The organism is Streptosporangium album, from assembly GCF_014203795.1.
GTDB lineage: Bacteria > Actinomycetota > Actinomycetes > Streptosporangiales > Streptosporangiaceae > Streptosporangium > Streptosporangium album.
Genome location: NZ_JACHJU010000009.1, coordinates 22957 through 44775, shown reverse-complemented (window position 1 = coordinate 44775; position 21819 = coordinate 22957). Strand labels below are relative to the sequence as shown.

The 21819-nt window shown below is 72.8% G+C and carries 16 protein-coding genes; 3 read left to right on the top strand and 13 right to left on the bottom strand.

Going from position 1 to position 21819, the window contains the following annotated elements:
- Positions 1-5 precede the first annotated feature (5 nt).
- Positions 6-107, top strand: a complete 102-nt coding sequence (locus FHR32_RS47620; protein WP_376773465.1) for a putative leader peptide — start codon at positions 6-8, stop codon at positions 105-107.
- A gap of 163 nt (positions 108-270) precedes the next feature.
- Here the strand turns inward: FHR32_RS47620 and FHR32_RS42340 are convergent, their stop codons facing one another.
- The 10 genes from FHR32_RS42340 to FHR32_RS42295 form a co-directional block, all read right to left on the bottom strand.
- Positions 271-2361: a golvesin C-terminal-like domain-containing protein gene (locus tag FHR32_RS42340; protein ID WP_184760207.1), complete on the bottom strand. Its 2091-nt coding sequence runs from the start codon at positions 2359-2361 to the stop codon at positions 271-273.
- A gap of 3 nt (positions 2362-2364) precedes the next feature.
- Positions 2365-3282 (bottom strand): dihydrodipicolinate synthase family protein, encoded by a 918-nt coding sequence (locus tag FHR32_RS42335; RefSeq protein ID WP_184760206.1) that lies wholly within the window; start codon positions 3280-3282, stop codon positions 2365-2367.
- Entirely contained in the window at positions 3282-4895 is a 1614-nt protein-coding gene (locus FHR32_RS42330; RefSeq protein WP_184760205.1) for an FAD-dependent oxidoreductase, read from the bottom strand. The genes FHR32_RS42335 and FHR32_RS42330 overlap by 1 nt, the downstream gene beginning before the upstream one ends.
- Positions 4892-6946 (bottom strand): MGH1-like glycoside hydrolase domain-containing protein, encoded by a 2055-nt coding sequence (locus FHR32_RS42325; protein WP_184760204.1) that lies wholly within the window; start codon positions 6944-6946, stop codon positions 4892-4894. Before FHR32_RS42325 ends, FHR32_RS42330 begins: the two co-directional genes overlap by 4 nt.
- Positions 6943-7722 carry an ABC transporter ATP-binding protein gene (locus tag FHR32_RS42320; RefSeq protein WP_184760227.1) on the bottom strand — a complete coding sequence of 260 codons (780 nt, stop codon included), beginning with the start codon at positions 7720-7722 and terminating at the stop codon, positions 6943-6945. Before FHR32_RS42320 ends, FHR32_RS42325 begins: the two co-directional genes overlap by 4 nt.
- Before the next feature lie 5 nt (positions 7723-7727).
- Positions 7728-8759, bottom strand: coding sequence for an ABC transporter ATP-binding protein (locus tag FHR32_RS42315; RefSeq protein ID WP_312882956.1), 1032 nt, complete (start codon positions 8757-8759; stop codon positions 7728-7730).
- An 11-nt stretch (positions 8760-8770) separates the two neighbouring features.
- Positions 8771-10285, bottom strand: coding sequence for an ABC transporter substrate-binding protein (locus FHR32_RS42310; RefSeq protein ID WP_184760203.1), 1515 nt, complete (start codon positions 10283-10285; stop codon positions 8771-8773).
- A 29-nt stretch (positions 10286-10314) separates the two neighbouring features.
- The gene (locus FHR32_RS42305) at positions 10315-11190 is read right to left on the bottom strand and encodes an ABC transporter permease (protein WP_184760202.1); all 876 of its coding nucleotides are present in this window, start codon (positions 11188-11190) and stop codon (positions 10315-10317) included.
- A gap of 70 nt (positions 11191-11260) precedes the next feature.
- On the bottom strand, positions 11261-12181 hold the full coding sequence (locus FHR32_RS42300) for an ABC transporter permease (protein ID WP_246468793.1): 921 nt from the start codon (positions 12179-12181) through the stop codon (positions 11261-11263).
- Between the two features lie 5 nt (positions 12182-12186).
- Positions 12187-13227, bottom strand: coding sequence for a LacI family DNA-binding transcriptional regulator (locus FHR32_RS42295; RefSeq protein WP_221466959.1), 1041 nt, complete (start codon positions 13225-13227; stop codon positions 12187-12189).
- Positions 13228-13407: 180 nt separating this feature from the next.
- Between FHR32_RS42295 and FHR32_RS42290 the strand changes: the two genes are divergently transcribed.
- Together FHR32_RS42290 and FHR32_RS42285 are read left to right on the top strand one after the other, a co-directional pair.
- Positions 13408-14259, top strand: a complete 852-nt coding sequence (locus tag FHR32_RS42290; protein ID WP_184760199.1) for a phytanoyl-CoA dioxygenase family protein — start codon at positions 13408-13410, stop codon at positions 14257-14259.
- A gap of 10 nt (positions 14260-14269) precedes the next feature.
- Positions 14270-15187, top strand: a complete 918-nt coding sequence (locus FHR32_RS42285; protein WP_184760198.1) for a helix-turn-helix transcriptional regulator — start codon at positions 14270-14272, stop codon at positions 15185-15187.
- Between the two features lie 25 nt (positions 15188-15212).
- Here FHR32_RS42285 and FHR32_RS42280 read toward each other — a convergent pair whose 3' ends face one another.
- The 3 genes from FHR32_RS42280 to FHR32_RS42270 are packed head-to-tail and all read right to left on the bottom strand — an operon-like array spanning position 15213 to position 21804.
- Positions 15213-16514 (bottom strand): TIGR02679 family protein, encoded by a 1302-nt coding sequence (locus FHR32_RS42280; RefSeq protein ID WP_184760197.1) that lies wholly within the window; start codon positions 16512-16514, stop codon positions 15213-15215.
- Entirely contained in the window at positions 16511-20620 is a 4110-nt protein-coding gene (locus FHR32_RS42275) for a TIGR02680 family protein (RefSeq protein ID WP_184760196.1), read from the bottom strand. Before FHR32_RS42275 ends, FHR32_RS42280 begins: the two co-directional genes overlap by 4 nt.
- Complete coding sequence (locus FHR32_RS42270) at positions 20620-21804, bottom strand: TIGR02678 family protein (protein WP_184760195.1); 1185 nt, start codon at positions 21802-21804, stop codon at positions 20620-20622. The genes FHR32_RS42275 and FHR32_RS42270 overlap by 1 nt, the downstream gene beginning before the upstream one ends.
- Positions 21805-21819: the final 15 nt, after the last annotated feature.

Here is a 21819-nt window from a genome sequence, read left to right as displayed (position 1 = left end):
TGACCATGAGTCAGAGGAGCCAGACAGTCCCGGGAACGGGCCTGACCCGGCGGGCGCACGTCGACCTCTGCCGGGTCGCCGGCGCCCGGCGTCGCCGTCCTTCCTGAGCGCCCCCCTTCCGCCCGCCCACGACAGCCGGGCGAGCGCATGCGTCATTGACGGCGAAGGACCATCGCATGTCCGCATCCCCCGTGGCGCGCGGCGCGGATGAGAGTTCCGGCGGCCACCGGCGTTCGAGAATCCGCCGGTGGCCGCCACCACGGCCGATACCTAGCGGAGCAGCCGGACGGCGTCGGCGATGACCACCCCGTCGGCGGCGTTGCTCAGCTCGATCGTGGTCAGCCCCTCGGCCATGCGGTACGTGCCGAGCGACACCCACGAGCCGCCGCGCGGCTCCGTCACCCCGGGCACCCGCTGGTCGACCCGGACCACGCTGGTCCCGCCCGCGTGGGTGATCGTGAACGGCGCGTTGCTCGCGCGGTTCTCGTGCGCGGTATGGGAAACCTGAACCTCGTAGTCGCCGTCGTGCGGAACCACCAGACGCCACCGGACGACCCGCTCGCCCGCTCCGGCGGGCGCCGAGCGGTAGTTGCCGCCCCGGTAGCCGGCCACGCTCGTTCCCGCCGACCAGGCGCCGCCGGCCACCTCGTAGCCGAGCTCGTCGTTGTCGACCACCACCTCGTCGCGCACATCGGCCTGCGACGGCGCGTCGATCAGGCTCAGCGCGTCCAGCGAGACCAGCGTGCCGCCTCCGCGACCCGCCCCGGACGCGGTGAACCGGATCCTGTGCCGGCCGGCCTTCAGGTCAACGGTGCCGAGCTGCGCGATGTCGTAGCCGTCGGCCCGGTCCGCCGTGGTGTCCAGCACCGCGGTCCGGGGCCGGCGACCGTTGACCGTGACGGTGACCAGACCGCCGGCAGCGGCGCGGAAGTAGCGCAGCAGCAGCTCATAGGACCCCGACCGCCGGACGTCCACGGTGTACTCGACGTGGGCGCCGGTCCGGTCCGGGGTGAACACGGCCCGGCTTCCCCCGCGGGCCACCGGATCCGCGACGGTCGACATGGTGCCGCCGGAGGCGTACGCGCCGGTCGAGAGGTCGACGAGGCGTTCGTCGTAACGGGGGCCCTTGTGCAGGCCGTCTCGGCCGTGGGTCAGCCATTCGAGGGAGAACCGGCAGACGGCCACCCGGCGAGGGAAGCTCGGGTTGTCGCCGTCGCAGCCGTAGACCAGCAGGATCGTGCCGTCGGAGAGCCGGGCGAGCTCGGAGTAGTACGACCGGCCCTCGTTGATCACCCGGCTGTAGCGGAACGAGTGCGCCTCGTCGTAGCTGACCGAGACCGTCAGGTTCGTGCGCACCGGCGAGTCGGGGCGGCTGAACAGCACCCGGTCCACTTCGGACGTGCCGGGCCCGCCGGTGTAGCGCAACAGGCTCGCGTCCACGGCGTTGAACGTGCCGGTGGACCCGTCCAGCCGCGGCGGCGACCAGGTCAGCCCGCGGTCGGCGCTGACCGACACGATCCGCTGCCGGTTACCGCCCGACGCGGCGCGGCCGTTGACCAGCACCGTGCCGTCGGATCGCTGGACCACCCTGGCCTCGTTGATCGGATAGTCGACGGAGACCGGCACCTCCGAGGTCGTCTGCCAGGTCTCGCCGTGGTCGTCGCTGTAGATCGACGCCACGCCGTAGTACCGCTGCTCGACGGTGTTGCCGATGATCACCCGGCGGTGGGAGCAGTTGAGCAGCAGCCGGCCGTTGTCCAGCTGGATGCCGTGGCCGGGGCCGGGGCCGTGCAGCGCCCAGTCGTAGGGGAAGTGGTCGAACAGGCCGGACATCTCGCGCGGCTCGCTCCACGTGCGGCCGCCGTCGGCGCTGGAGATCATGTAGAGGTCGCCGATGTCACCGGAGCAGCCGGTGTTCTCCGGCAGCCGGACGGACAGCATGTAGAACAGGAAGATCCCGCCGGTGGTCCGGTCGACGACGAACGCCGGGTTGCCCCACGACTGGCCGCCGACCGACGCGACCAGCGTCTGCGTCTGCTCCCAGGTGTCGCCGCCGTCATGGCTACGACGCACCAGCAGGTCCCGAGGGCCCGCGTCGCACACCTCGTGCCGTCCCTCGGTGGCGACGAGGATGGTGTCGTCCGGCAACACGGTCAGCCCGTGGACGTGGTAGCTCTCCAGCGGGTCCACGGTGTTGTCCCACAGCGTGGTGTCGTCGAAGGAGACCGGTCGCCGCCGGGCGGTCGCCGCGCTCGCGGCCGGTGCGGTCGTGCCGATCGCGGCGGCCAGTGACGCCGCGGCGACCCCGATGCCGAAGGTTCTGCGGCCGATGTGGGTGTGCTGGGGATCGGGCTGTGCCACGTTCTACCTCCGGGGTAAGAGATATGCGTCGTCGTCGTCGAGTAAGGCGATCAGGTCGCGCCGTTCGGCCTCGGTGCACGGCAGGAGTGGCGCGGCCACGTGCGGTGGGCACAGCCCACGGTCGTCGAGCACCGCCTTGACCGCGGGCACCCCCGGCCGCACGGAGTGCAGTGCGAGCAGCCGGTCGAGCACCCGCTGCGCGTCCTCGGCGTCGGCGTCTCGCCCGGCCTCGTGGGCGGCGACCAGCTCGACGGCCGGCCGGGGCGCGAGGTTCGCGATGCCGGGGACGATGCCGTCGGCGCCGAGCCGCAGCGCGGCCAGCAGCTGGGTCTCCGCCCCCTGGCTCACGCCGAAGTCGGGCCGGCGCCCGGCGGCGGAAACGATGTGGCCCAACAGGTCCAGGTCGCCGGAGCTGTCCTTGACGCCGACCACGTGCGGCATCGCCACCAGCTGGTCGATCAGCGCCGGGCCGAGCGGGTTGCTGTAGCGCGGCGCGTTGTAGGCGACCACCGGGACACCGAGACCGGCCAGGGCCGCGTAGTGAGCGGCGATCTCGTCGTCGCGGTGCCGGAAGTAGATGGGCGGGCTGAGCACGAGCGCGTCGGGCCGGGCCGGCGCGACCGCCGCCGCGCGCTCGAGCGCTTCCGCGGTGCCGGCCGCGGTGACGTTGCACAGCACCGGCCCGCCGGTGAGCTCGCGCCACTGCTCCGCCGCCTGTTCGGCGAACTCGGCGAGCGCGGAGACCGGCAGCAGCGAGCCCTCGCCGTTGCTGCCGAACAACATCAGGCTGCGCGCACCCGCTGCGGCGAGCGCGTGGAGCAGCCCCGTCGCCGCCGCGGCGGACGGTGTTCCCGGCTCGCTCATCGGGGTGACGAGCGGGATCATCACGCCGCTGAGGAGCCGCCGGCCGTCGGTCGGCATCAGTACCCCTTGATCTCGGGCCAGGCGAGCTCGACGCCGTCGGCGGCCAGCTCGCCCTGGAACACCCGCAGCCGCGCGCCGTCGGCGTGCACCTGCTCGGGCTCCAGCTCGTGTTCGAGGCAGTGCGCGGCGAGCGCGCCGACCACCTCGCCGATGTTCCACTCCACCGGATGCAGGCGGTAGCAGCCGTTGGTGATGTGGGTGGTGCCGATGTTCTTGGCCGCGGGCAACAGGTTGCGCAGCCGTACCGGGAGCAGCGCGCCGAGCGGGATCTGGAAGGGACAGCTGGCGACGTCGATATAGGTGTCGCCGCCGGTCGAGGGGTGCAGGTCGATGCGGTACATGCCGATCCCGACCGAGTCGGGGTAGCTCACCGCGCCGGCCTCGCCGCGCACCGCCATCGACAGATCCTGCTCGACGATCCGGTAGCGGGCGGCGATCCGCCGGGACTCCCGGATATAGGGCGCTTTGGCCAGCCCGTCGGCGGTGCCCATCACGTCGCCGCGGAGCCGGAGTCCCGGCCAGCCGGTGCCGCCGTCCTGGCGAGGCGCCTCGGTCTGCAGCCAGTAGAGCATGCTCATGCTCAGCTCGCGGGCGCCGGCCAGGTGTTTGTCCCGCTCCTCGTCGCTCACCCCGATCAGCGGGCCGGGCAGATAGTCGATCATCGGCCAGTTCACGATGGTCACATCGCTGCCGGCGAACCCCGGCCGGAACACGTTGCGGGACAGCACCCTGCGGAACGCCCACAGCTCCTTGTCGCCGGGATCGGCGCGCTGGTCGGCGACGACCGGGCCGGACCCGGCGTTCGGGATGAACTCGCGTCGCACGTTCTCGAGCGTCCTCGGGTCGGGCGCGCTCAGGCTGAGCAGCGGGTTCGGCCACTTCGGCGGCTGGTAGCGCGCCCAGGCCGAGTAGCCCGCCGGCCGGTCGATCGTGTGGTTCTCCCCGGCCCGGTGGTCGACCGCGAACACCCACGAGAACGCCTGCATGTTCGCCGGCTGGGCCTCGTCGGGGGCGCTCGGCTCACCGGTGTCGCGCTGGGACTCGAAGCCGGTGACGTGCTCGGCGCCGGTGAGCGGCAGCAGGTCGCCGAGTTCGGTGGCGTCCACGACGTACTGGGCGGTCACGTCGAGCCGGTGCCCGTCGGCCCCCTCGACGGTGACGGCGCGGACCCGGTCGCCGTCCACGGCCGCGCCGAGGACCTTGTGGCCGTACAGGATGCGCAGCCGGCCGGCCGACACATACGGCGCGACCATGGCGTCGAGCACGGCGGCGGCGACCTTGGGCTCGTGGCACAGCCTGGAGACCCGGCCCTCGCCGGGGTTGAGGTCGGGGCGGGCGCGTGCCTCGTCGGTCAGCGGATACCACGTCCGGTAGTGGTCCCTGATCGCGTCGCGCAGCCGGCGGTAGCTGCGGGTGCACCCGAACTGCTCGATCCAGGTGTGCTCGTCGGGCGGCACGCCCTGGCTGGTGAGCTGGCCGCCGATCCAGTCGGTCTCCTCGACCAGGACCACGGACCGGCCCCGGCGCAGTGCGGCCAGCGCGGCGGCGACCCCGCCGAGCCCGCCGCCGGCGACGAGGATGTCGGCCGTCGTCTCGGATTCCCTTGTCACGCGGGCGTTCCCCCATCGTTGTCGTGATCGTCGTTCGGGTACAGCCGGAAGCGCTCCGGCTTCTCGGTGACCGGCACCCGGACCGGGTCACCGGCTCCAGGCGGGCTGATGTAGAGATCGCCGCTGCCGCGGGCGATCCCGGTGACCTCGCCGGCGGTGCGCCGGTAGGCGGTGACCACGACGTCCGGTCCGGCGTCGAGCAGCAGGTGCCCGTCCAGCGTCACGGTCAGCCGGTCGCCGGCGACCACGGTGAGCCGGCCGTCGCCGAGCGGCAGGTTGGCCAGTTCGCCGGGCTCTCCGGGGTGGGCGAACCGCCAGCCGTCCCGCTGGGCGTCGGCGAGCTCGCCGAACGCGAGGTAGGCGAGCAGGCCGCCCCAGGCCATCAGCCCGTCGGAGCGCGCCTGGAACGCCCGCACGTCCTCGCCGGAGGTGGCGGGGTAGTTCTCGCGGACGTGGCTGTGGGCGTCCCATTCGGACAGGAACAGTCGCAGCAGCGCGGCGACCAGCGGGCGGCTGGCCTCGGTGAGCTCGTAGCGGCGCAGGCCCTCGATCGCGAGGAACGCCATCGGCGCCCAGATGCGCCCGCGCCAGTAGGTCGCCGCATAGCCGGGATCGTCGCGGGCGGCGCTCGGCAGGGGCGGATCGCCGCCGAGCGTCTCCGGCCGCAGCAGCCGGGCGACCAGGCCGGCGGCCCGCTCGGCGTCCGGCATCCCGGCCAGCAGCGGGTACAGCATGGTCGGCGAGACGTGCGGGTCGTGCTTCCCGTCGGCCCGCAGGTTCCGGTAGCCGCCGAGGTCGGCGTCCCACAGCAGCGAGTCCGCGGCGGCCCGCGCCGCCGTCGCCTCGGCCCGCAGCCGCCGCGCCACCTCGGTCTCGCCCAGCACGCCGGCGATCTCGGCGAGCGCGTCGGCGTCGGCGATGTGCAGCGCGACGAGCCCGACGTCGGTGAGGTCCATCGTGTGCGTGTCCTGGTCGTAGGCCGCCTCGTCGTACATCGGCGAGTCGTCCAGGCCGGACTCCCGTTTCGTCCGGTCCAGGGTCGCCGACCCGGGGTCGCCGGGGATGGGGTCCGAGCCCCAGGTGAGCAGGCCGTGCGGGCCGCGGCGCGCGCGGAGCCACCAGTCGTGCCAGGCCAGCAGCGCCGGGAACGTGTCGGTGAGCAGCGCCCGGTCGCGGGTGTCGTCCGACAGTCCGCCGGCGAGGTAGGCCTTGTGGACGGTCAGCGCCCCCACCGGGGGTTGCGACCGGTCGGCGGTGGTGCCCCTGTCGTCGGACACCCGGTTCGGGACCATGCCCGCCGCGTCGGCGAAGGGCAGGATCTGGCCGAAGATCGCGCGAGCGTAGTCGCGGTCGACGGTGGCGGCGACCAGTCCGGTGAAGAAGGTGTCCCACGCGTGCAGCGCCCAGCTGCCGTAGAAGCCCTTGCGCTGCGCGGAGACGAAGTCCCTGGAGGTGGGCGTGAGCACCCGGCCGAGATCGGGCGCGTAGATCGTGTTCCAGGTGACGGCGCGGGTCGCGGCCGCGGCGGCGTCGCCGAGCCAGCCGCCCGACCGCGGTGCGGTGCGCTCGGCCTCGGCCCGCCGTCGCTCCAGCACCGCGCCCACGTCGCGGGCGCCGCCCGGCGCTCCGGCCGGAGCCACGTACAGGTCGATCTCGTCGGCGGACTCCAGCACCAGGCCGTCCGCCGGCACCGAACCGTCGATCCGCCAGAGTTCACCGCCGGCCCGGATGAGCCCGCCTTCGGCGGCCACGCCGGTGTCACGCCAGCCGTCGATGACCACGAGCACGCCCGCGGTCCCCTCGGCTCTGACATGCAGCGCGTCTGCGGGTCCGCCGGCCATGACCAGGTGCATCCGGCCGCCGGCCGCCTCGACGGTGACCTCCGCGTAGCTCCCGTCGACGGTGTGGTGCCCGAGCCGGACCAGCCCGTCGCGCCAGGTGAACCCGTCGAGGGGGGCGCCGGGCACGCCGAACCGGATCCGCAGCCCGGACGGGAGGTGGACCATGCCGGTGTGGGTCGTGACGTCCCAGGTGTTCCAGCCTGCGGTCATGCTTCAACTCCCAGATCGAGGGCGGCGTCCAGCAGGGTCCGGGTGTACTCGTGCCGGGGTGCGCCGAGCACCTCGCCGGCGGGTCCTTCCTCCACGACCGTCCCGCGCCGCATCACCGCGACCCGGTCGGCGATCTGGTGGACCACGCCCAGATCGTGCGAGATGAACAGCAGCGCGAGCCGGTGGCTGCGCCGCAGGTCCACGAGCAGCCGCAGGATCTGCGCCTGTACGGACACGTCGAGGGCCGAGACCGCCTCGTCGCACACCAGCAGCCGTGGCCCGACCGCGAGCGCGCGGGCGATGCTGACCCGCTGGCACTGGCCGCCGGACAGGTCGCCGGCGCGCCGGTCGGCCACGTCGGCGTCGAGACCGACGTCGGCCAGCACCCGGCGCAGCGCCTCGGCCCGGTCGCCCGCGGGGGCCGAGGCCGGATGCGTCCGCCAGGCCTCGCCGATGAGCTCGGCCACCGGCATCCGCGGGTTGAGCGACGAGCGCGGGTCCTGGAAGACCATCTGGATCGCGCGCTGCAGTTCGGGCGGGCGCCGGCCGGCCGGGCCGAGTGGCTGCCCGTCGAAGGTCACCGACCCGGAGTCCGGCCGCTGCAGCCCGACCACGCAGCGGGCGACCGTGGTCTTCCCCGAGCCGGACTCGCCCACCACCGCGAGCGTCTCCTCCGGCGCGACCCGCAGGCTCACCCCGTCGACGGCGGCCAGGCCGCCCTTGCGGCGGCGGCCACGGCCACCGAAGGTGACCCGCAGGTCGGACACCTCGAGCATGTCGCTCACCGGTCGAGCACCTCCTCGGCGAAATGGCAGGCGCTCCACCGGCCCGGCGCGACCTCGCGGGTGGCCGGCACCTCGACGCGGCACCGGTCCCCGGCGAGCGGGCACCGCGGGTGGAACGCGCACCCGGACGGCCGGTTGGCCGGTGTCGCGGGCGCTCCGGGCAGCGGGTCGGCGAGCGCGGTGCGGGTGCGCACCGCCGGCACGCTGGCGACCAGCGCCCGCGTGTAGGGATGCGCGGGGCGCCGCAGCACCGCGCCGGCCGGCCCGCGCTCGGCGACGCGTCCCGCGTACATGACCACGACCTGGTCCGCGACGTGCGCGACCACCCGGAGGTCGTGGCTGACCAGCAGCATCGCCAGCCCCTGTTCCTGCTGGATGGAGCGGAGCAGGCGCAGGATCCTGGCCTGCACGGTGACGTCGAGCGCGGTGGTCGGCTCGTCGGCGAGCAGCAGCGACGGGCTGCCTGCCAGGGCGAGGGCGATCATGGCCCGCTGCCGCAGCCCGCCGGAGAACTGGTGGGGATAGCTGTCCATCCGCCGCTCCGGCTCCGGCACCCCGGCCCGGTCGAGCAGGTCGATCACCGCGCGCCGGACCTCGGCGCGCGGCCGCCCGTCCCGCCGCAGGATCTCGCCCACCTGCCGGCCGATGGTCAGGCTCGGGTTCAGCGCGGCGAGCGGGTCCTGGAAGATCATCGAGATCTCGTGGCCGCGGACTCTGCGCCGCCGCTCGGCGCCGGCCCTCAGCAGGTCCTCTCCGCGCCACACCAGCTCACCGCCGGTGGCGGCGCCGTCGGGCAGCAGGCCGATCACCGCGAGCGCGGTCATCGTCTTGCCGCTGCCCGATTCGCCGATCAGGCCGGCCGTGGTGCCCGCCGGCACGTCGAACGACACGCCGTCCACGACGCGGACCGCGTCCTCGGCGCTGCCGTCCGGAGGGGGCAGGTCGACGACCAGCCCGTCGACTTGTAGCAGGGGGCCGTCCGGCACCGGGCCCGCCGGGCCGGCCTCCTGCGGCCGCTGCGCTGTCACCCGGCCGCCCATCACGCGCCGACGAGCCGGACGCCGGAGAAGTCGGGCAGCCCGCTCGGTTCCGGCGTGAAGGCGTCGATTCTCTTGTTCCACGCGTAGGCGAGGTTCACCGTCATCGGGTACATGCCGACCGCGTCCTGCCAGATGATCTCGCCGGCCTGGCCGTAGAGTTCGGCTCGCTCGGCCTCGTCGGCGCTCGCGCCCGCCTTGGCGAGCAACTTGTCCAGTTCGGCGTTGCAGTATCCGGTACGGCCCGCCGCGCACGGGTAGAGCCGCCCGAGGTTGCTCGCCGCGTCATAGGTCGGCGTAGCGAGCTGCTGGAAGTTGATGTCCCAGTTGAGCGCCAGCAGGTCCTTGGTGAAGACCGCCTTCTCCTTCTCCAGCACGTCCACCTTCACGCCGATCTCGGCGAGCCCGGAGGCCACCGCCTGGACGAACGGGCGGAACTCGGCGTCGGAGAACTGCAGCCGCAGCTTGCCGCCGAAGTCGAAGTCGGCGGCCTGTAACGCGGCCTTCGCGGCCTGCGGGTCGTAGCCGACCGGCTTCTGCTTGGCGTAGCCGAGCACCGGGGGCGCCACCAGGGCCTCTGAGAGGGCGCCGGTCTCGGGGTACAACTGCTTGATGATCGTGGAGAAGTCGACCGCCTGCCACAGGGCGCGGCGCACCCGCGGGGTCTTCAGCGCGGGAGTCGAGGAGTTGAACCACATCGTGAACACCGCGGTGCTGGGCACCGTCTTGACGGTCACGCCGGCCTCGCCGCGCAGCACGGGCAACTGGTCGTCGGGGATGCCCCAGACCACGTCCACCTCACCGGTGCGCAGCGCGGTCAACCGCGCCGACAGGTCGGGGATGTTGCGGATCTGCAGGTGGTCGAGCTGCGGAGCGCCGCCCCAGTACTTCTTGTTCGGGGCCATCGCCAGCACCTCGCTCGGCGCGAACCGGTCCACGGTGAACGGGCCGGAGCCAACCGGGTGCTCGAAGAACGCGGTGTCTTCGGCCTTGACGCCGGCAGGGACGACGTAGAAGAGGCCGAGCTTGCGCGGGATCGACGCGTCCGGGGCCGGCGCGGCCAGCATGACCTCGTCGCCGGTCGGCGCGGTCATCTTGTAGCCGGGGAAGTTGCCGGCGTTCGGGCCGTCCAGCTTCATCATCCGGTCGAACGAGGCGACCACGTCGGCTGCGGTCACCGGCTTGCCGTCGGAGAAGGTGGCGCCGGCGCGCAGGTGGAAGGTCCACTCCGCCGCGGTTGCCCCGGGCTCCCACTTCTCGGCGAGGTCGCCGGTGACCTTGCCGTCGGCGCCGGGCCGTACGAGCCGGCTGAAGATCGCCTGCGCGGCGAGCTGCGTGCCGGTCGCGGCGCCTTGCGCCCCGTGCGGGTCGAGGCTCTCGATCGGGTAGGTGCCCGCGGCCGTCAGATCCCGCTTGGCGGGGTCCGCGCCGCCTGCGCCGCCGGTGGTCGTGGAGCAGCCGGTCAGCAGCAGCAAGGCCACGGCCGAGATCGCCGTTCTCTTGCGGAACTCGATCATGAGTTCTCCCGTCAGGAAAAAAAGGGGGGTCAGGTCCGGCGGCGACGGTGCCCGTAACGGGCGGTGAGCTGGTCGCCGAGAATGCCGATGTTGATGATCAGCAGGGAGAGCGCGATGCCCGGCAGCGTCGAGATCCACCAGGCGGTCTCCAGGTACTGCTGGCCGTTCGCGATGGTCTGTCCCCACGACACGGCCGTGTTCGGCAGGCCGATGCCGAGGAAGCTCAGGCCCGCCTCGGCCAGCACGACGAGGGCGAACTCGAGTGTGGCCAGCGCGACGACGGGGCCGATGGTGAAGGGCAGCACGTGCCTGACCATGATCGACAAGACCGGCACGCCCATCACCCGGGCCGCGTCGACCCAGGCCCGCTCGCGCAGCGACAGCGCGACGCCGCGGGTGACTCTGGCGAAGGAGATCCAGGCCGTCACCGACAGCGCGAGGACCACCACCAGGACACTGCGGGCGAACACGCCGGCGATCACGATCGCGAGCAGGATCGCCGGGAACGCCTGCAGTACGTCGATGATCCGGGCGAGCACCGCGTCCAGCCAGCCGCGGGCATAGCCGGCGACGATGCCGATCGCGACCCCGACCAGGCATGCGACCAGCACCGTCGCGAGTCCGATCGACAGCGACGTGCGGGCGCCGTAGACGATCTGCGCGAGGATGTCCCTGCCGAGCGCGTCGGTGCCGAGCCAGGCGACGCCGCCGGAGGCGGTCCGCGCGCCAGGGGTGAGCAGGCGGTCGGGCAACGGGGTGTGCACCGGGTCGTAGTCGATGACGAGCGGCCCGATCACCGCCACCAGCACGTACAGCGCGATCACCACGTACGGCACGCGGGCCAGTGCGCCCCGGCGCCACCGGCGCGTCGCAACCTGCCGGGGCAGGGCCACGGTCTGGCTCATGACGTCCCCTCGCAGGCTCGGTGACGCCTCTCGCGGTCGCCCGGTGTCCATGGTCCGCTCGCAGGTTCGCTCATGACCTGGCCTCCGTCCGGATGCGCGGGTCCAGCCGGGTGTAGAACACGTCGGCGACGATGTTGAGCACCATGACGATGCCGGCGATCAGCAGGGTCACCGCCTGCACCACGGCGTAGTCGCGGTTGGCGACCGCGCCGACGACCAGTGAGCCGAGCCCCGGCCAGGCGAAGACGTTTTCCACGATCACCGCGCCGCCCATGAGCGCGCCCATCTGCAGCCCGACGATCGTCACGACCGGGATGAGCGAGTTGCGCAGCGCGTGTCCCAACAGGACCTGTCGCTCGGTGAGCCCCTTGGACCGTGCCGTATGGACATACGGCTCGCGCATCGCCTCCGTGACACTGCTTCTGGTGAGGCGGGCGACGATGGCGGTGAACGGGAAGGCCAGCGTCACCGCCGGCAGCACCAGGTGTGCGGGCGTGCCGACCCCGGCGCTCGGCAGCAGTCGCAGGCCGAGCGCGAAGGTCAGGACCAGCATGATCCCCACCCAGAACGTGGGGAAGGACTGCAGCGCGATCGTCGCCGCGGACACCACCCGGTCCACCACGCCGCCGGACCGGCTGCCCGCGATGAGTCCGAGTGCAAGACCGACGACGACGGCGATGGCCGTCGCGGTGAGCGTGAGGTCGATCGTCGCCGGCAGCCGTTCGAGCACCGCGTCCATCGCCGGGCGGCCGAGCCGGTAGGACTGGCCGAAGTCCAGGCGGAGCACGTCGCCGAGGTAGCCGAAGTACTGCTCGTACAGCGGCCGGTTCAGCCCGAGCGTCGCGGTGAGCCGGTCGATCTGCTCCTTGCTCGCGTCCGGGCCGAGGAACACCGTCGCCGGGTCGCCCGGCGCGGCACGCACGATGACGAAGATGACCGACGCCGCGCCCCACATCACGAACACGCCGATCAGCAGACGGCGCGCCACCATGCGGGTCACCGCGACCACATCCGGTCGGGAGCGGGACCGATGGAATCGCCGGGCACGAAGCTGCACGGCACGGTGACCTGCCGGGGTGCACCAAGCGGATCGCCGAGCAGGTCGACCAGGATCTGCACGGCCGTGCGGCCCATCTCCGCACGGGGCAGGGAGAAGCGGGTCCAGTCCCGCAGCTCCGGAGTCCACGACGGCGGGTCACCGAGCAACGCGATCGAGCAGTCGCCGGGGAAGCGCACCCTGGCCGCCGCGCTGGTCGTGTCCAGCACGGTGGTCAGCCGGTTGTCCTCGCTCGGCTCGACGAGGATCGCGGTGACGCCGGCCGTGTCCGTCCAGTGCTCGACGGACTCGGGCGACAGGTCGGCGGGGTCGGCGAGCCTGCGGATCAGCGACTCGTCCACCGTGATCCCGGCCGCGGCGAGGCCCTGCCGGTAACCCGCCTCGCGGTCGCGGGTGGGCTCGGTGTCCTCGACCGCGCGTAAGTAGAGGATCCGCCTGTGCCCCAGGCGGACCAGCTCCGCGACGAGGTCGCTGGTGGCCGCCACATAGTCGGCCCCGACGTAGGACAGCTCGGCGCCCTCGAGCTCGCGGCGGCCGATGAAGACGAACGGGAAGTCCTCCTGGACCAGCTCGGCCAACTCCTCGCGGCGCACGTTGCGACCAAGCAGCACACAGCCGTCGGCGAGCTTCAGGCGGTTCACCCCGCCTGTGTAGATCGCCCGGTCGCCCGAGCCGACCGAGCTGAACAGCAGCAGGTCGTAGCCCTGCCGCGCGGTCTCCTCCTCGACGCCCATCAGGAACGGGAAGTAGAAGTCGCGCTGGTCGGTCGGGAAGACGGGCTCGAACGTGTACAGGCCCAGCAGGTGGTTGCGACCGCGCTTGAGGCTGCGGGCGGCGACGTTGACCGAGTAGCCCAGCTCGGCGGCCGCCGCGAGGACCGCCTGTCGCGTCGACTCGGCGATCTGGTCACTGACCGCGCCGCCGCTGAGGACGAGCGACACCGTCGCCTGCGAGACACCGGTGAGCTTGGCGATGTCCACCTGGGTAGCCCGACGTTGTCGTGGAGGAGGAGCCACATCAACTCCTATTAATACGTATTAGGAAGCGAGTCGAAATGTTAACCAGCGATTTCGGTGAGCGTCAATAGATGACTCGATTCGCCATCCAGGTGCGTGCTCTCACCATGGCCGGGACACGGCCGCGGAGGTCATGATCGAGCGGTGACGGACACTGATCTGAAGACCCGGTACGAGCGCGACGGCTATCTTGTCCTCGAGCGCGCCTTCGACCCCGGCGAAGTCGGCACGCTGGTCGAGGAGGCCGTCCGCATCTGCCGTGGCGAACTCGGCGACATCCACGGCGCGCTCCCCGCCGGATCCGCCGACACCGACGACGACGTGCTGCGCAGGTTCCTGTGCATTCACTACCCGCACAAGCTCTCCGGCCTGATGCTCGCCACGATGCGCCATCCGGCGATCGTTTCGGCTCTGACCTCGCTGATCGGTCCGAACGTCAAGGCGATGCAGTCGATGCTGTTCATCAAGTCCGAGGGAGAGCCGGGACAGGCCTGGCACCAGGACGAGATGTTCATCCCGACCCGGGACCGCTCGCTCGCGGCGGCGTGGCTCGCGCTCGACGACGCCACCATCGAGAACGGCTGCCTCTGGGTGCTGCCGGGATCGCACCGGTCCGGCGTGCTCTACCCGAACCGCGAGCACGACGACCCGCGCTACGACTGCACGGTGGAGTCCTACGGTTTCCCGTTCGACGACTCCGACGCGGTGCCCGTCGAGATCGCGGCCGGCTCCGTGCTCGTGTTCAACGGCTACCTGCTGCACAGGTCGCTGCCCAACACCGGCCGGCACGGCTACCGGCGGGCGCTGGTCAACCACTACATGAGCGCGGAGTCGCTGCTGCCGTGGGATGCCCCGCCGGAGGGGACGAACATGGCACAGGCCGACTACCGGGACATCGTCCTCGTTGCCGGCACCGACCCGTACGAGTACAAAGGTCTCCAGGAGGCGCGCCGGCCACGGGTCCGCCCGAACCGGGACGGCGGTTGTGACAGATGACGGCTGACAGATGATCTCCGTCGACCTGGTGCCCCGCCTCGGGCCCACCGTCGCGGACTACCCGCCGGGCTCGGCCTTCGGCCCACGGGACGCCAGGTCGTACCAGTTCGTCTGGCTCCTCCGCGGCAGCGCCACCTGGCTGTGGGACGACGTCCTGCTACCGCTGACCCCGGGAAAGCTGCTGCTCGTCCGGCCGGGAATGCGCGACTCGTTCCGCTGGGATCCCCGCACCCCCACCCGGCACGCGTACGTGCACTTCACGATCACCGGTCACGCGCAGGCCGACTGGCCGCTGGTGCGGGACCTGACCGGCCGGCACGACCCGATGGGAGCCCTGTGTCAGTACCTGCTCCGGCTGGGTACCGAGTGCCCGCCGGCGTGGCAGGTCCACGCCGGCGAAACGCTCCGCCTGCTGGTGCTGACCTTCCTGGCCGGTCCCGCGCCGACGGACTCCACACCGGCGACCCTGCCGGAACCGGTCGTCGCGATGATGCGCGCGGTGCGCGAGCACTGGTCCGACGGGGTGGCGAGGCCGATCCCGATGCGGCGGCTCGCCACGGCCGCCCAGGTCTCGCCGAGCACACTGTGCCGCACGTTCCGCCGGCGGTTCGGCGTCGGTCCGGTCGCCGCGATCGAGCTGCTGCGCCTGGCCAGAGCCGAACCGCTGTTGTGGCAGAGCAACCTGTCCATGCACGCGATCGCCGTACAGTGCGGCTTCGCCGACGCGTACCACTTCTCCCGCCGATTCCGCGCGATCTACGGAATGGCGCCGACCACGTTCCGCTGCACCGCGCCGGAGACCGCACCACCGTCACCGGTCGAGTCCGGCGGCCTCGCGGCGCTGCAGTCGCTCCTCCCCGGCGCCTACGGCCACATGTCGCCGATGCCGGAACGCCGAGCAGGGGCCGGCGGCCCAGCGAGCACATGATGACCGGACAGGCGGTGTTTCCCCGCTAAGTGGCCGCGGCCAGGTCGGCGAGGAGGTCGCCGAGGACCAGTTCCTCCTCGACCCGTACGGCCCGGCGTGCCATCGCCGACGCCAGGGCGGGGTCCCATGGCGTCGGCCGCGGGCGGCCGGTCAGTGGGCTCGAAGAGGCCACCGCCCCGTAACAGGCGGCGTCATACCGCCAGGGCTGCCATCCGACCCGCTCGTGGACGGCGCCCGCGATGCCGATCCCGCCCCAGTCGAAGTCGCCGTGGTAGGCGAACCGGGCGCCTCCGGCGGCGAGCAGGTCGAGCAGCGCCCAGACCGCCACCGACGGCCTGCCGTTGACGCAGACGAGAGGAGGACAGCCCGGCCCGAGCTCGTCGGCGGCGGCGGCGACCACGATCGGGTTCTCACAGATCCGGACCATGTCCGCCACGAGGGGCCCCTCGTGGCGGCGTAACTGGCGGAGGGTCAGCACGCACGGTTCACCCGCGGCGCGTGCCGCCGCGAGCACGCGACCGGTCGCGGTGCGGTCGTCCCCGGACAGGCCCAGACAGAGGACGAGCGACGACAGCTCGTCGAGATGGACCCCGACGCCCGCCCACGCCCGCCGGCGGGCGTCGGCCGTACCCTCACCCGCGTAGGGCGATCCGCCCAGAGCGCGGGCCGCCGACAGCGCCAGCGTCCCCAGAGGCTCGCCGTCGTCGAGGGCGTGGGCGTCCCCGCAGGTCTCGGCGGCCAGCCTGCCGATCGGGATTCCGGGCGACGGCAGGCGGCCCAGGACGGCTGCCAGCCGGTCGAGAAGGGTCCGTGCCTCGTCGGTGTCCGGCGTGATCCGCCGTACCAGGCCTGTCGTGTCCAGCCAGGCGCGCCAGCCCGACAGATCGGGCCGGTCGGCGACGACCGCGTCGAGCCGCGCGTGTGCGTCGCGCCAGGCCGCGGCCCGGTCCGCCTCCTCGCGCGCGAGGTCACGCACCGGGCCGCCGAGCAGCTCGAGGGCCGCCGCCAGGCCGTCGGGCGAGGCGCCGCTGCCGCGCAGCACGCGGTCCACCTCGGCCAGGGAGACCGACAGCGAGGACCCCGCGCCCGCGCGACGGCCGAGCAGCCGCTCCAGCGCGCGGCGCTGCTCCGGCGAGGCCGAGGCAAGCGTGATGGCCCCGGTCAGCGACTTGCCGAGCTCCAACCGGCGGCGTGCCCGCTCGACCAGCCACGCGGTCTCCTGGCCGCCGAGCAACCGCCTCAGCCGTGCACCCGCCTCCGGAGACCCGTCTGTGCCCTGGTGGGTGTTTCCTGCCGGTCCCTCGGAGGGCCCGTCCCCGGCGTTCACGTGAACAGGCCCTCCTGGTCCGGACCCGACGGGGCGGCATCAGGCGACACGCCCGGTGAGGAACCGGCATGCGCCGGGCCGGTGACCGGCCGTTCGACCCGGCGGCGCTCGTGGCCGTCCCAGCGCCACGGGGTGACCAGGACCGCGTCGATGCCGTCGCGCCTGGACAGCTGACAGATCGACAGACCCGGTACCTGCGGGTAGCAGCCCCACTCCCGCTCGCTGGTCATCACCACGTCCATGTCGAACGTCGCGAGCAGTCCCAGACACTTGGCGCGCGAGTCGTCGTCCACCCCGGCGAACGCCTCGTCGAGGGCGACCAGCCGTGGCGCGTACGGGTTGCCCGCAGACTTGTAGTGGGCCGACGCCGCGGCGAACAGCGGCACGGACGCGGCCAGGACGCGCTCGCCGCCGGAGGCCGGCCCGGTGGCGGTCCGCCACTGGCCGTCCTGCAGCCGCGTGATCGCGAACGCGTGCCAGGTGCGGTAGTCGAGCGCCCTGGTCAGCTGCTCCGACCAGCCGGCCGCGGCGTTCTCCGCGTGCTCCCTGGCGATCTGCTCCTGGAGGAAGGCCCCCACTGCGGCCCGGTCGGCATCCGACCACGCGTCCACGGTCTGGCGGAGCTTCTCGCGCACCCGATCAAGCCCGTCGGGCGCGTCCTTCGCCGTCTTCCAGACCAGGCGCAGGCGCATGCCGGTCGAGGTGGGACGCGACTCCAGTTCGGTGTTCATGGCCCGCACCTCCTCCTCGGCGGCCGCGATCAGTTCGTGCAGCGTGCCGGCCACCTCGTTCAGCAGGTGGTTCTCCAGGATCTCCCGCTCCTTGGCCGACAGGAGCCGCCCCCGGTGCGCGGTCTCGGTCTCCAGTGCCTCTGCGAGGCCGGGAATGTCCCTGGTCCGTCCCTGGAACAGGACGTCCACCACCATGACGCCATCGCGCAACGTCAGCCCCACCGAGTGGCCGTGCCGCGCCATGGCGTCCGACAGCAGCTTGTGCTCCTCGGTGACCCGCTTCTGCACCCGGTCCCAGGGACCTTCGGCGTCGTCGACGTCGTCGAGCTCGGCGTTCACGGCACGGGCGAGGACGACCGCCGGGGTCGCCGCCCACGGCTCGCCCGGGTCGGGCACGTCCAGCTCGGGCAGGGCGACGCGGAGCAGTCCTGTGGCGGTGAACGCCCGGAACTCGGCGACGGCCGCGTCGCGGACCTGTCCCGCCTGTCCGATCTCACCCCGCAGCGCGTCGCGTCTCCCCTCCGCCTTTCCCCGCTCGCCGAGGGCGTCCCGCTCGGCCGTACGTGCGGCCCGCTCCGCCGCGTCCCTGTCCAGCATGGCCTGCTGTACGGCGTCGAGTCTGCGGTGGAGCTCCTCCACTGCGGCACCGGCGGTCTCCATCAGCGCACGGTACGTCTCCGCCGCCGCCTCGGCCCGCTCGCGCGCCTCCGCCGCCTGCACGGCCGCGTCCTCGGACCTGTCGCGGGTGAGGTCCAGCTCCTTCTCGGCGTCGATCACCGCCTCGCGTGCGACGAGCAGCGCCTGGGCGGTCGGCCATAGCTCCGCCAGCGCGAGACGGTAGTCGGAGACGGCCTCCCTGACCGCCGCGAGCTCCGACGCCTCCATCGGCAGGCCGACGTCTCCGGCGAACTCGGACGCCCGCGTGCGTGCCGCCGTCATCTCTTCCTGCCGGGCGCCCATCACCTCGGTGGCCGTGTGATGGACGGCGTTCAGCTCGCGGCGCCGCCCGTGCTCGCCGGCCAGCCTGACGTGCGCCTCACGCAGCTCCGCGTCCGGTGGCAGCGCGCGGTGTTCCGCGGCGAGCGCGCCTTGCCGCACGGCGAGTTCCGCCACCGCCTCGCGCAGGTCGTCCAGGCGTGCCCGTACGGCGGCGAGCTCGGCGCGGAGCCGTACGAGCCGGGACCGCCGGGCCGCCTCCCGCGCGCCCTCGCCGATGTGGTCGGCGCTCGCCTTGTGCCAGGACCCGCCGAGGACCCCGTTGGCCCATCGGCCGTCCGCTGCCACCCAGCTCGCCGCCCCCGGGCCGAGCCCGATCGAGGCGAGCACCGCGTGGACGGCGGCGTCCTGCAGCGTCTGCGCCTGCGGATCGGCGTGGTCGATCGCGGGACGGAGTACGGCGGAGCACGCGGGGCCGGTGACGGCCTCGGCAGGGAGGATGACGGTGTCGTCGGCTGCGACGAGCGTGCCCTCAGGGGTCATCCAGGCATCGAGGATCCCCGCGGCCTCCAGCGCGGCCTCCAGTCCGGCCCGGTGGTCGGCGTGGACCTCGTCGGCGAAGTCGACCACTTTCCAGAACGGCGCACCGGGACGGCCGGCCCGCGCACCTGGCTCCCGGGTGTACGGAACGAGCGGGGCGTCGTGGCCGCCGGCCTCCAGCCGGCTGATCTCCTCCTCCAGAGACCCGGCCGCCTGCCGCCGGGCATGCGTCTCCGCCTCCAGCTCCGCCTGCCTGCGGCCGAGCTCGGTGGTCGCCGCACGGGCGGCGTCGTCGACGGCCACCGCCGCGGGGTTGTGACCGTCGGCTGTCGACGCCCACGACTCGAGGGCGGCGACCACCTCGTCCGGGGCGGCGACCCGGAGCTCGACCGTGCCCGTGAGGTAGGAGATGTAGGCGCCCACCAGCTCGGCCGCCCCCGCCCGCGTAGCCTGCTCGGCGGCGGCGATCCGCTCGGCCGCGGCCTGCAGCTCCTGGGTCAGCCGGTCGACCTCCTCACGGGCGGCGTCACACCGGGCCTGCGCCCGTCCGGCCAGGTTCAGCAGGCGGTCCAGCTCGGAGGCGGCCCGTGATCGCCGGTCGGCGAGCGCGTCGGCGTCACGGCGGGCTCCGCCCAAATCCTCCTCCCACCGGCCGGCGACGGTCAGGTGGGCGTCCTCGCAGAGCGCCCGGCGCGCCGCCGAGGCGGCCCGGTCCCGCGCGGCGTCCAGCGTCGCGGCGGCCCGGTCGGCCTTGATCCGGTGCTCGTCCGCCCGCTGCTGCCTGCGCCGCGTCTCGACGACCAGGTGATCACGGTCCCGCTCCCGGAGGCGCGCGGTCTCCGCCTGCCGGTGCGCCTCCTCACCGATCTGCTTGAGACGTTCGGCGTCTCGCATCTGCGGGCTCTGCCGCAGCGCTTCTCTGCGCGCCTCCAGCCGGTTCTTCTCCGACGCCAGCTCCGTGAGGAGCCGCTGCGCGGTATCCAGCTCGGTCTGCGCGGCGGCATGACGGCTCTCGGCCTCGATCAGGTCCCTGCCCAGCTGTTCGTAGCGGCTCTGCGCCACCCGGGGACCGGCCGCCTTGCGCTTGGCCGCGATGGCCGCGTACCTGCGGTAATGACCGAGGAAGTCGCCGGCGGCCTTACGTGCCTCCTCCAGAGCGCGCAGCGCGTCGCGTTCCTCGTCCAGGCCGCGGAACGCCTCGGCCACCGTGGTGATGAGCGCCGGGCTCAGCGGGGGCAGCGCCTCGGTCAGCGCCCGGGAGAGCAGCTTCTCGTCCGGCTTCTTGGAGAGCTGCGGCTGGCGGAGCTGGATGAGCAGGTTGACCAGCGCCTCGTAGCGGTGCTCACCGAGGCCGAACAGTGCCTCGTCCACCGCCCTGCGGTAGTCGGACGCCCGGTCGTAGATCATGCCGTGGCCCTCGACGGCGTCGCGCAGCTTCTCCCGGGTGAGCGCCACCCGGGTGGCCGACAGCAGCGACAGCTCGGCGCCGATCCGCTGCGAGGTGACGAAGAACCAGTGCCGGGCGATGCCGCGGTCCTTGACAGCCTTCAGCCCGCAGCCGAGGGTCCGGAACTCCACGGTGCCGTCGGCGGCACGGCGGCCGAACTCCAGCCAGGTGTAGCCGAGCCGCTCGTTGTGCGGGTGTCTGCCGCCCAGCAGCAGGTTCCACTCCATCTTCTTCTGCCGGTCGCCGTCGGGTTCGACCCTGTGTGGCGCGAGCTCACCGTCGAGCAGGAACGGCAGGGTCAGTGCCAGCACCTTCGACTTGCCAGTGCCGTTGTTGCCTCGCAGCAGCAGGCGGCCGTCGTGGAAGTGGAACTCTTCGACGTCGTAGTAGAACATGTCGACGAGTCCGGCCCGGAGCGGCTTCCACCGCTCGGTGGTGGGGATCGGGAGCATCAACGGCTGGCCTGTCCTCTTTCTCGGATGGTCGGTTCCTCGATGGCGTAACGGGCGATCGCCGGTCGGCCGCGCACCCGGGACGGCGCTCCCGGCAGGATCTCGACCAGCCGCAGCGCCGTCAGCTTGCCGAGCGCGACGGCGAGCAGTTCCTCTTCCGCTCCGGGTGCGGTCACTCCCTTGCGCCAGTAGGGGACGTGCCGCTCGGCCGCCCGCCGTACGAAGGCGTGCAGCTCCTCCAGGGATACTTCACCCCGGGTGGCCAGGTGCTCGGCGACCAGCAGGGTGACGTGCCCGTCGGTACGCTGCTCGGGCATGCGCACGTCGGTCAGCTCGTCGTCCGGGTCGACCATCGCGATCCCCTCGGCGCGGATCTCCGGCAGCAGACCGGTCGCCTCCTCGATCCTGCGGGTGATCGCGTGCCGTTGGGAGACGAGATAGCCGCGCTCGGCGTCGTCGAGATCGTCGTAGTAGACGACGGGGTCCTCCAGCAGCCGACGGGTGAGCCGCCTGCGCATCGCCTGGTTGCGGAGGTCGTCGGTGTCGGGGACCGACTCGGCGGCCAGTTCCGACAGCCGTTCCTCGAACAAGGCCGCCCGCACCGTGGACGGTCCCCGCGCGCCGGTGAGCAGCGCCGCGAGCACCGGCCTGCGTACGTCGTAGAGGACGTCACCGGTGGCGGACAGATAGGCGTCCTCATCGCCGGCGACCTTGCGCAGCACGCCCCAGTCGAGCAGCGCGCGCACCACGGCCACCAGGTCGGAGCGCTCGGCCCGGTGATCCAGCCCGAACGTGAAGCCCGCCTCGGCGAGCTCGGGCCCGGCCGCCGCGTTGAGCACCTCTTCGGCGAGCCGGCCCAGGGTGGTCTGCGCGTCGGCCCGTTCCAGCACGGCGAGCGCCAGGCACAGCACGACGTACCGCCGCCGGCCGAACGGTTCGCCCACCCGTCCCCGGGCGGGGTAGGTGGCGTCGGAGCCGGCGGGTGCCGTCTTGAACAGCCGCGCCGTCTCCGCGTCGGCCTGCAGCCGCCATCCGGTCTCACGGTTCAGCCAGTCGCGCAGCTCCGTGATGTGGCGGCGGATGAGCACGAGCGTGGCCGGGTCGCTCTCCGCGGTGAGCAACGGCCTGGCGAGCAGGGCGCGGAGAGCCGTACGGCGCTGCGCCACATCCTCGTCACGCATCATTCTCTCCTGTCACAC

Excerpts from the sequence above, each read along its gene's own strand:
- FHR32_RS47620 (WP_376773465.1), top strand. The coding sequence starts at position 6 with ATGAGTCAGAGGAGCCAGACAGTCCCGGGAACGGGCCTGACCCGGCGG.
- FHR32_RS42335 (WP_184760206.1), bottom strand. The coding sequence starts at position 3,282 with ATGCCGACCGACGGCCGGCGGCTCCTCAGCGGCGTGATGATCCCGCTC.
- FHR32_RS42325 (WP_184760204.1), bottom strand. The coding sequence starts at position 6,946 with ATGACCGCAGGCTGGAACACCTGGGACGTCACGACCCACACCGGCATG.
- FHR32_RS42320 (WP_184760227.1), bottom strand. The coding sequence starts at position 7,722 with ATGCTCGAGGTGTCCGACCTGCGGGTCACCTTCGGTGGCCGTGGCCGC.
- FHR32_RS42310 (WP_184760203.1), bottom strand. The coding sequence starts at position 10,285 with ATGATCGAGTTCCGCAAGAGAACGGCGATCTCGGCCGTGGCCTTGCTG.
- FHR32_RS42305 (WP_184760202.1), bottom strand. The coding sequence starts at position 11,190 with ATGAGCCAGACCGTGGCCCTGCCCCGGCAGGTTGCGACGCGCCGGTGG.
- FHR32_RS42300 (WP_246468793.1), bottom strand. The coding sequence starts at position 12,181 with ATGGTGGCGCGCCGTCTGCTGATCGGCGTGTTCGTGATGTGGGGCGCG.
- FHR32_RS42285 (WP_184760198.1), top strand. The coding sequence starts at position 14,270 with ATGATCTCCGTCGACCTGGTGCCCCGCCTCGGGCCCACCGTCGCGGAC.
- FHR32_RS42275 (WP_184760196.1), bottom strand. The coding sequence starts at position 20,620 with ATGCTCCCGATCCCCACCACCGAGCGGTGGAAGCCGCTCCGGGCCGGA.
- FHR32_RS42270 (WP_184760195.1), bottom strand. The coding sequence starts at position 21,804 with ATGATGCGTGACGAGGATGTGGCGCAGCGCCGTACGGCTCTCCGCGCC.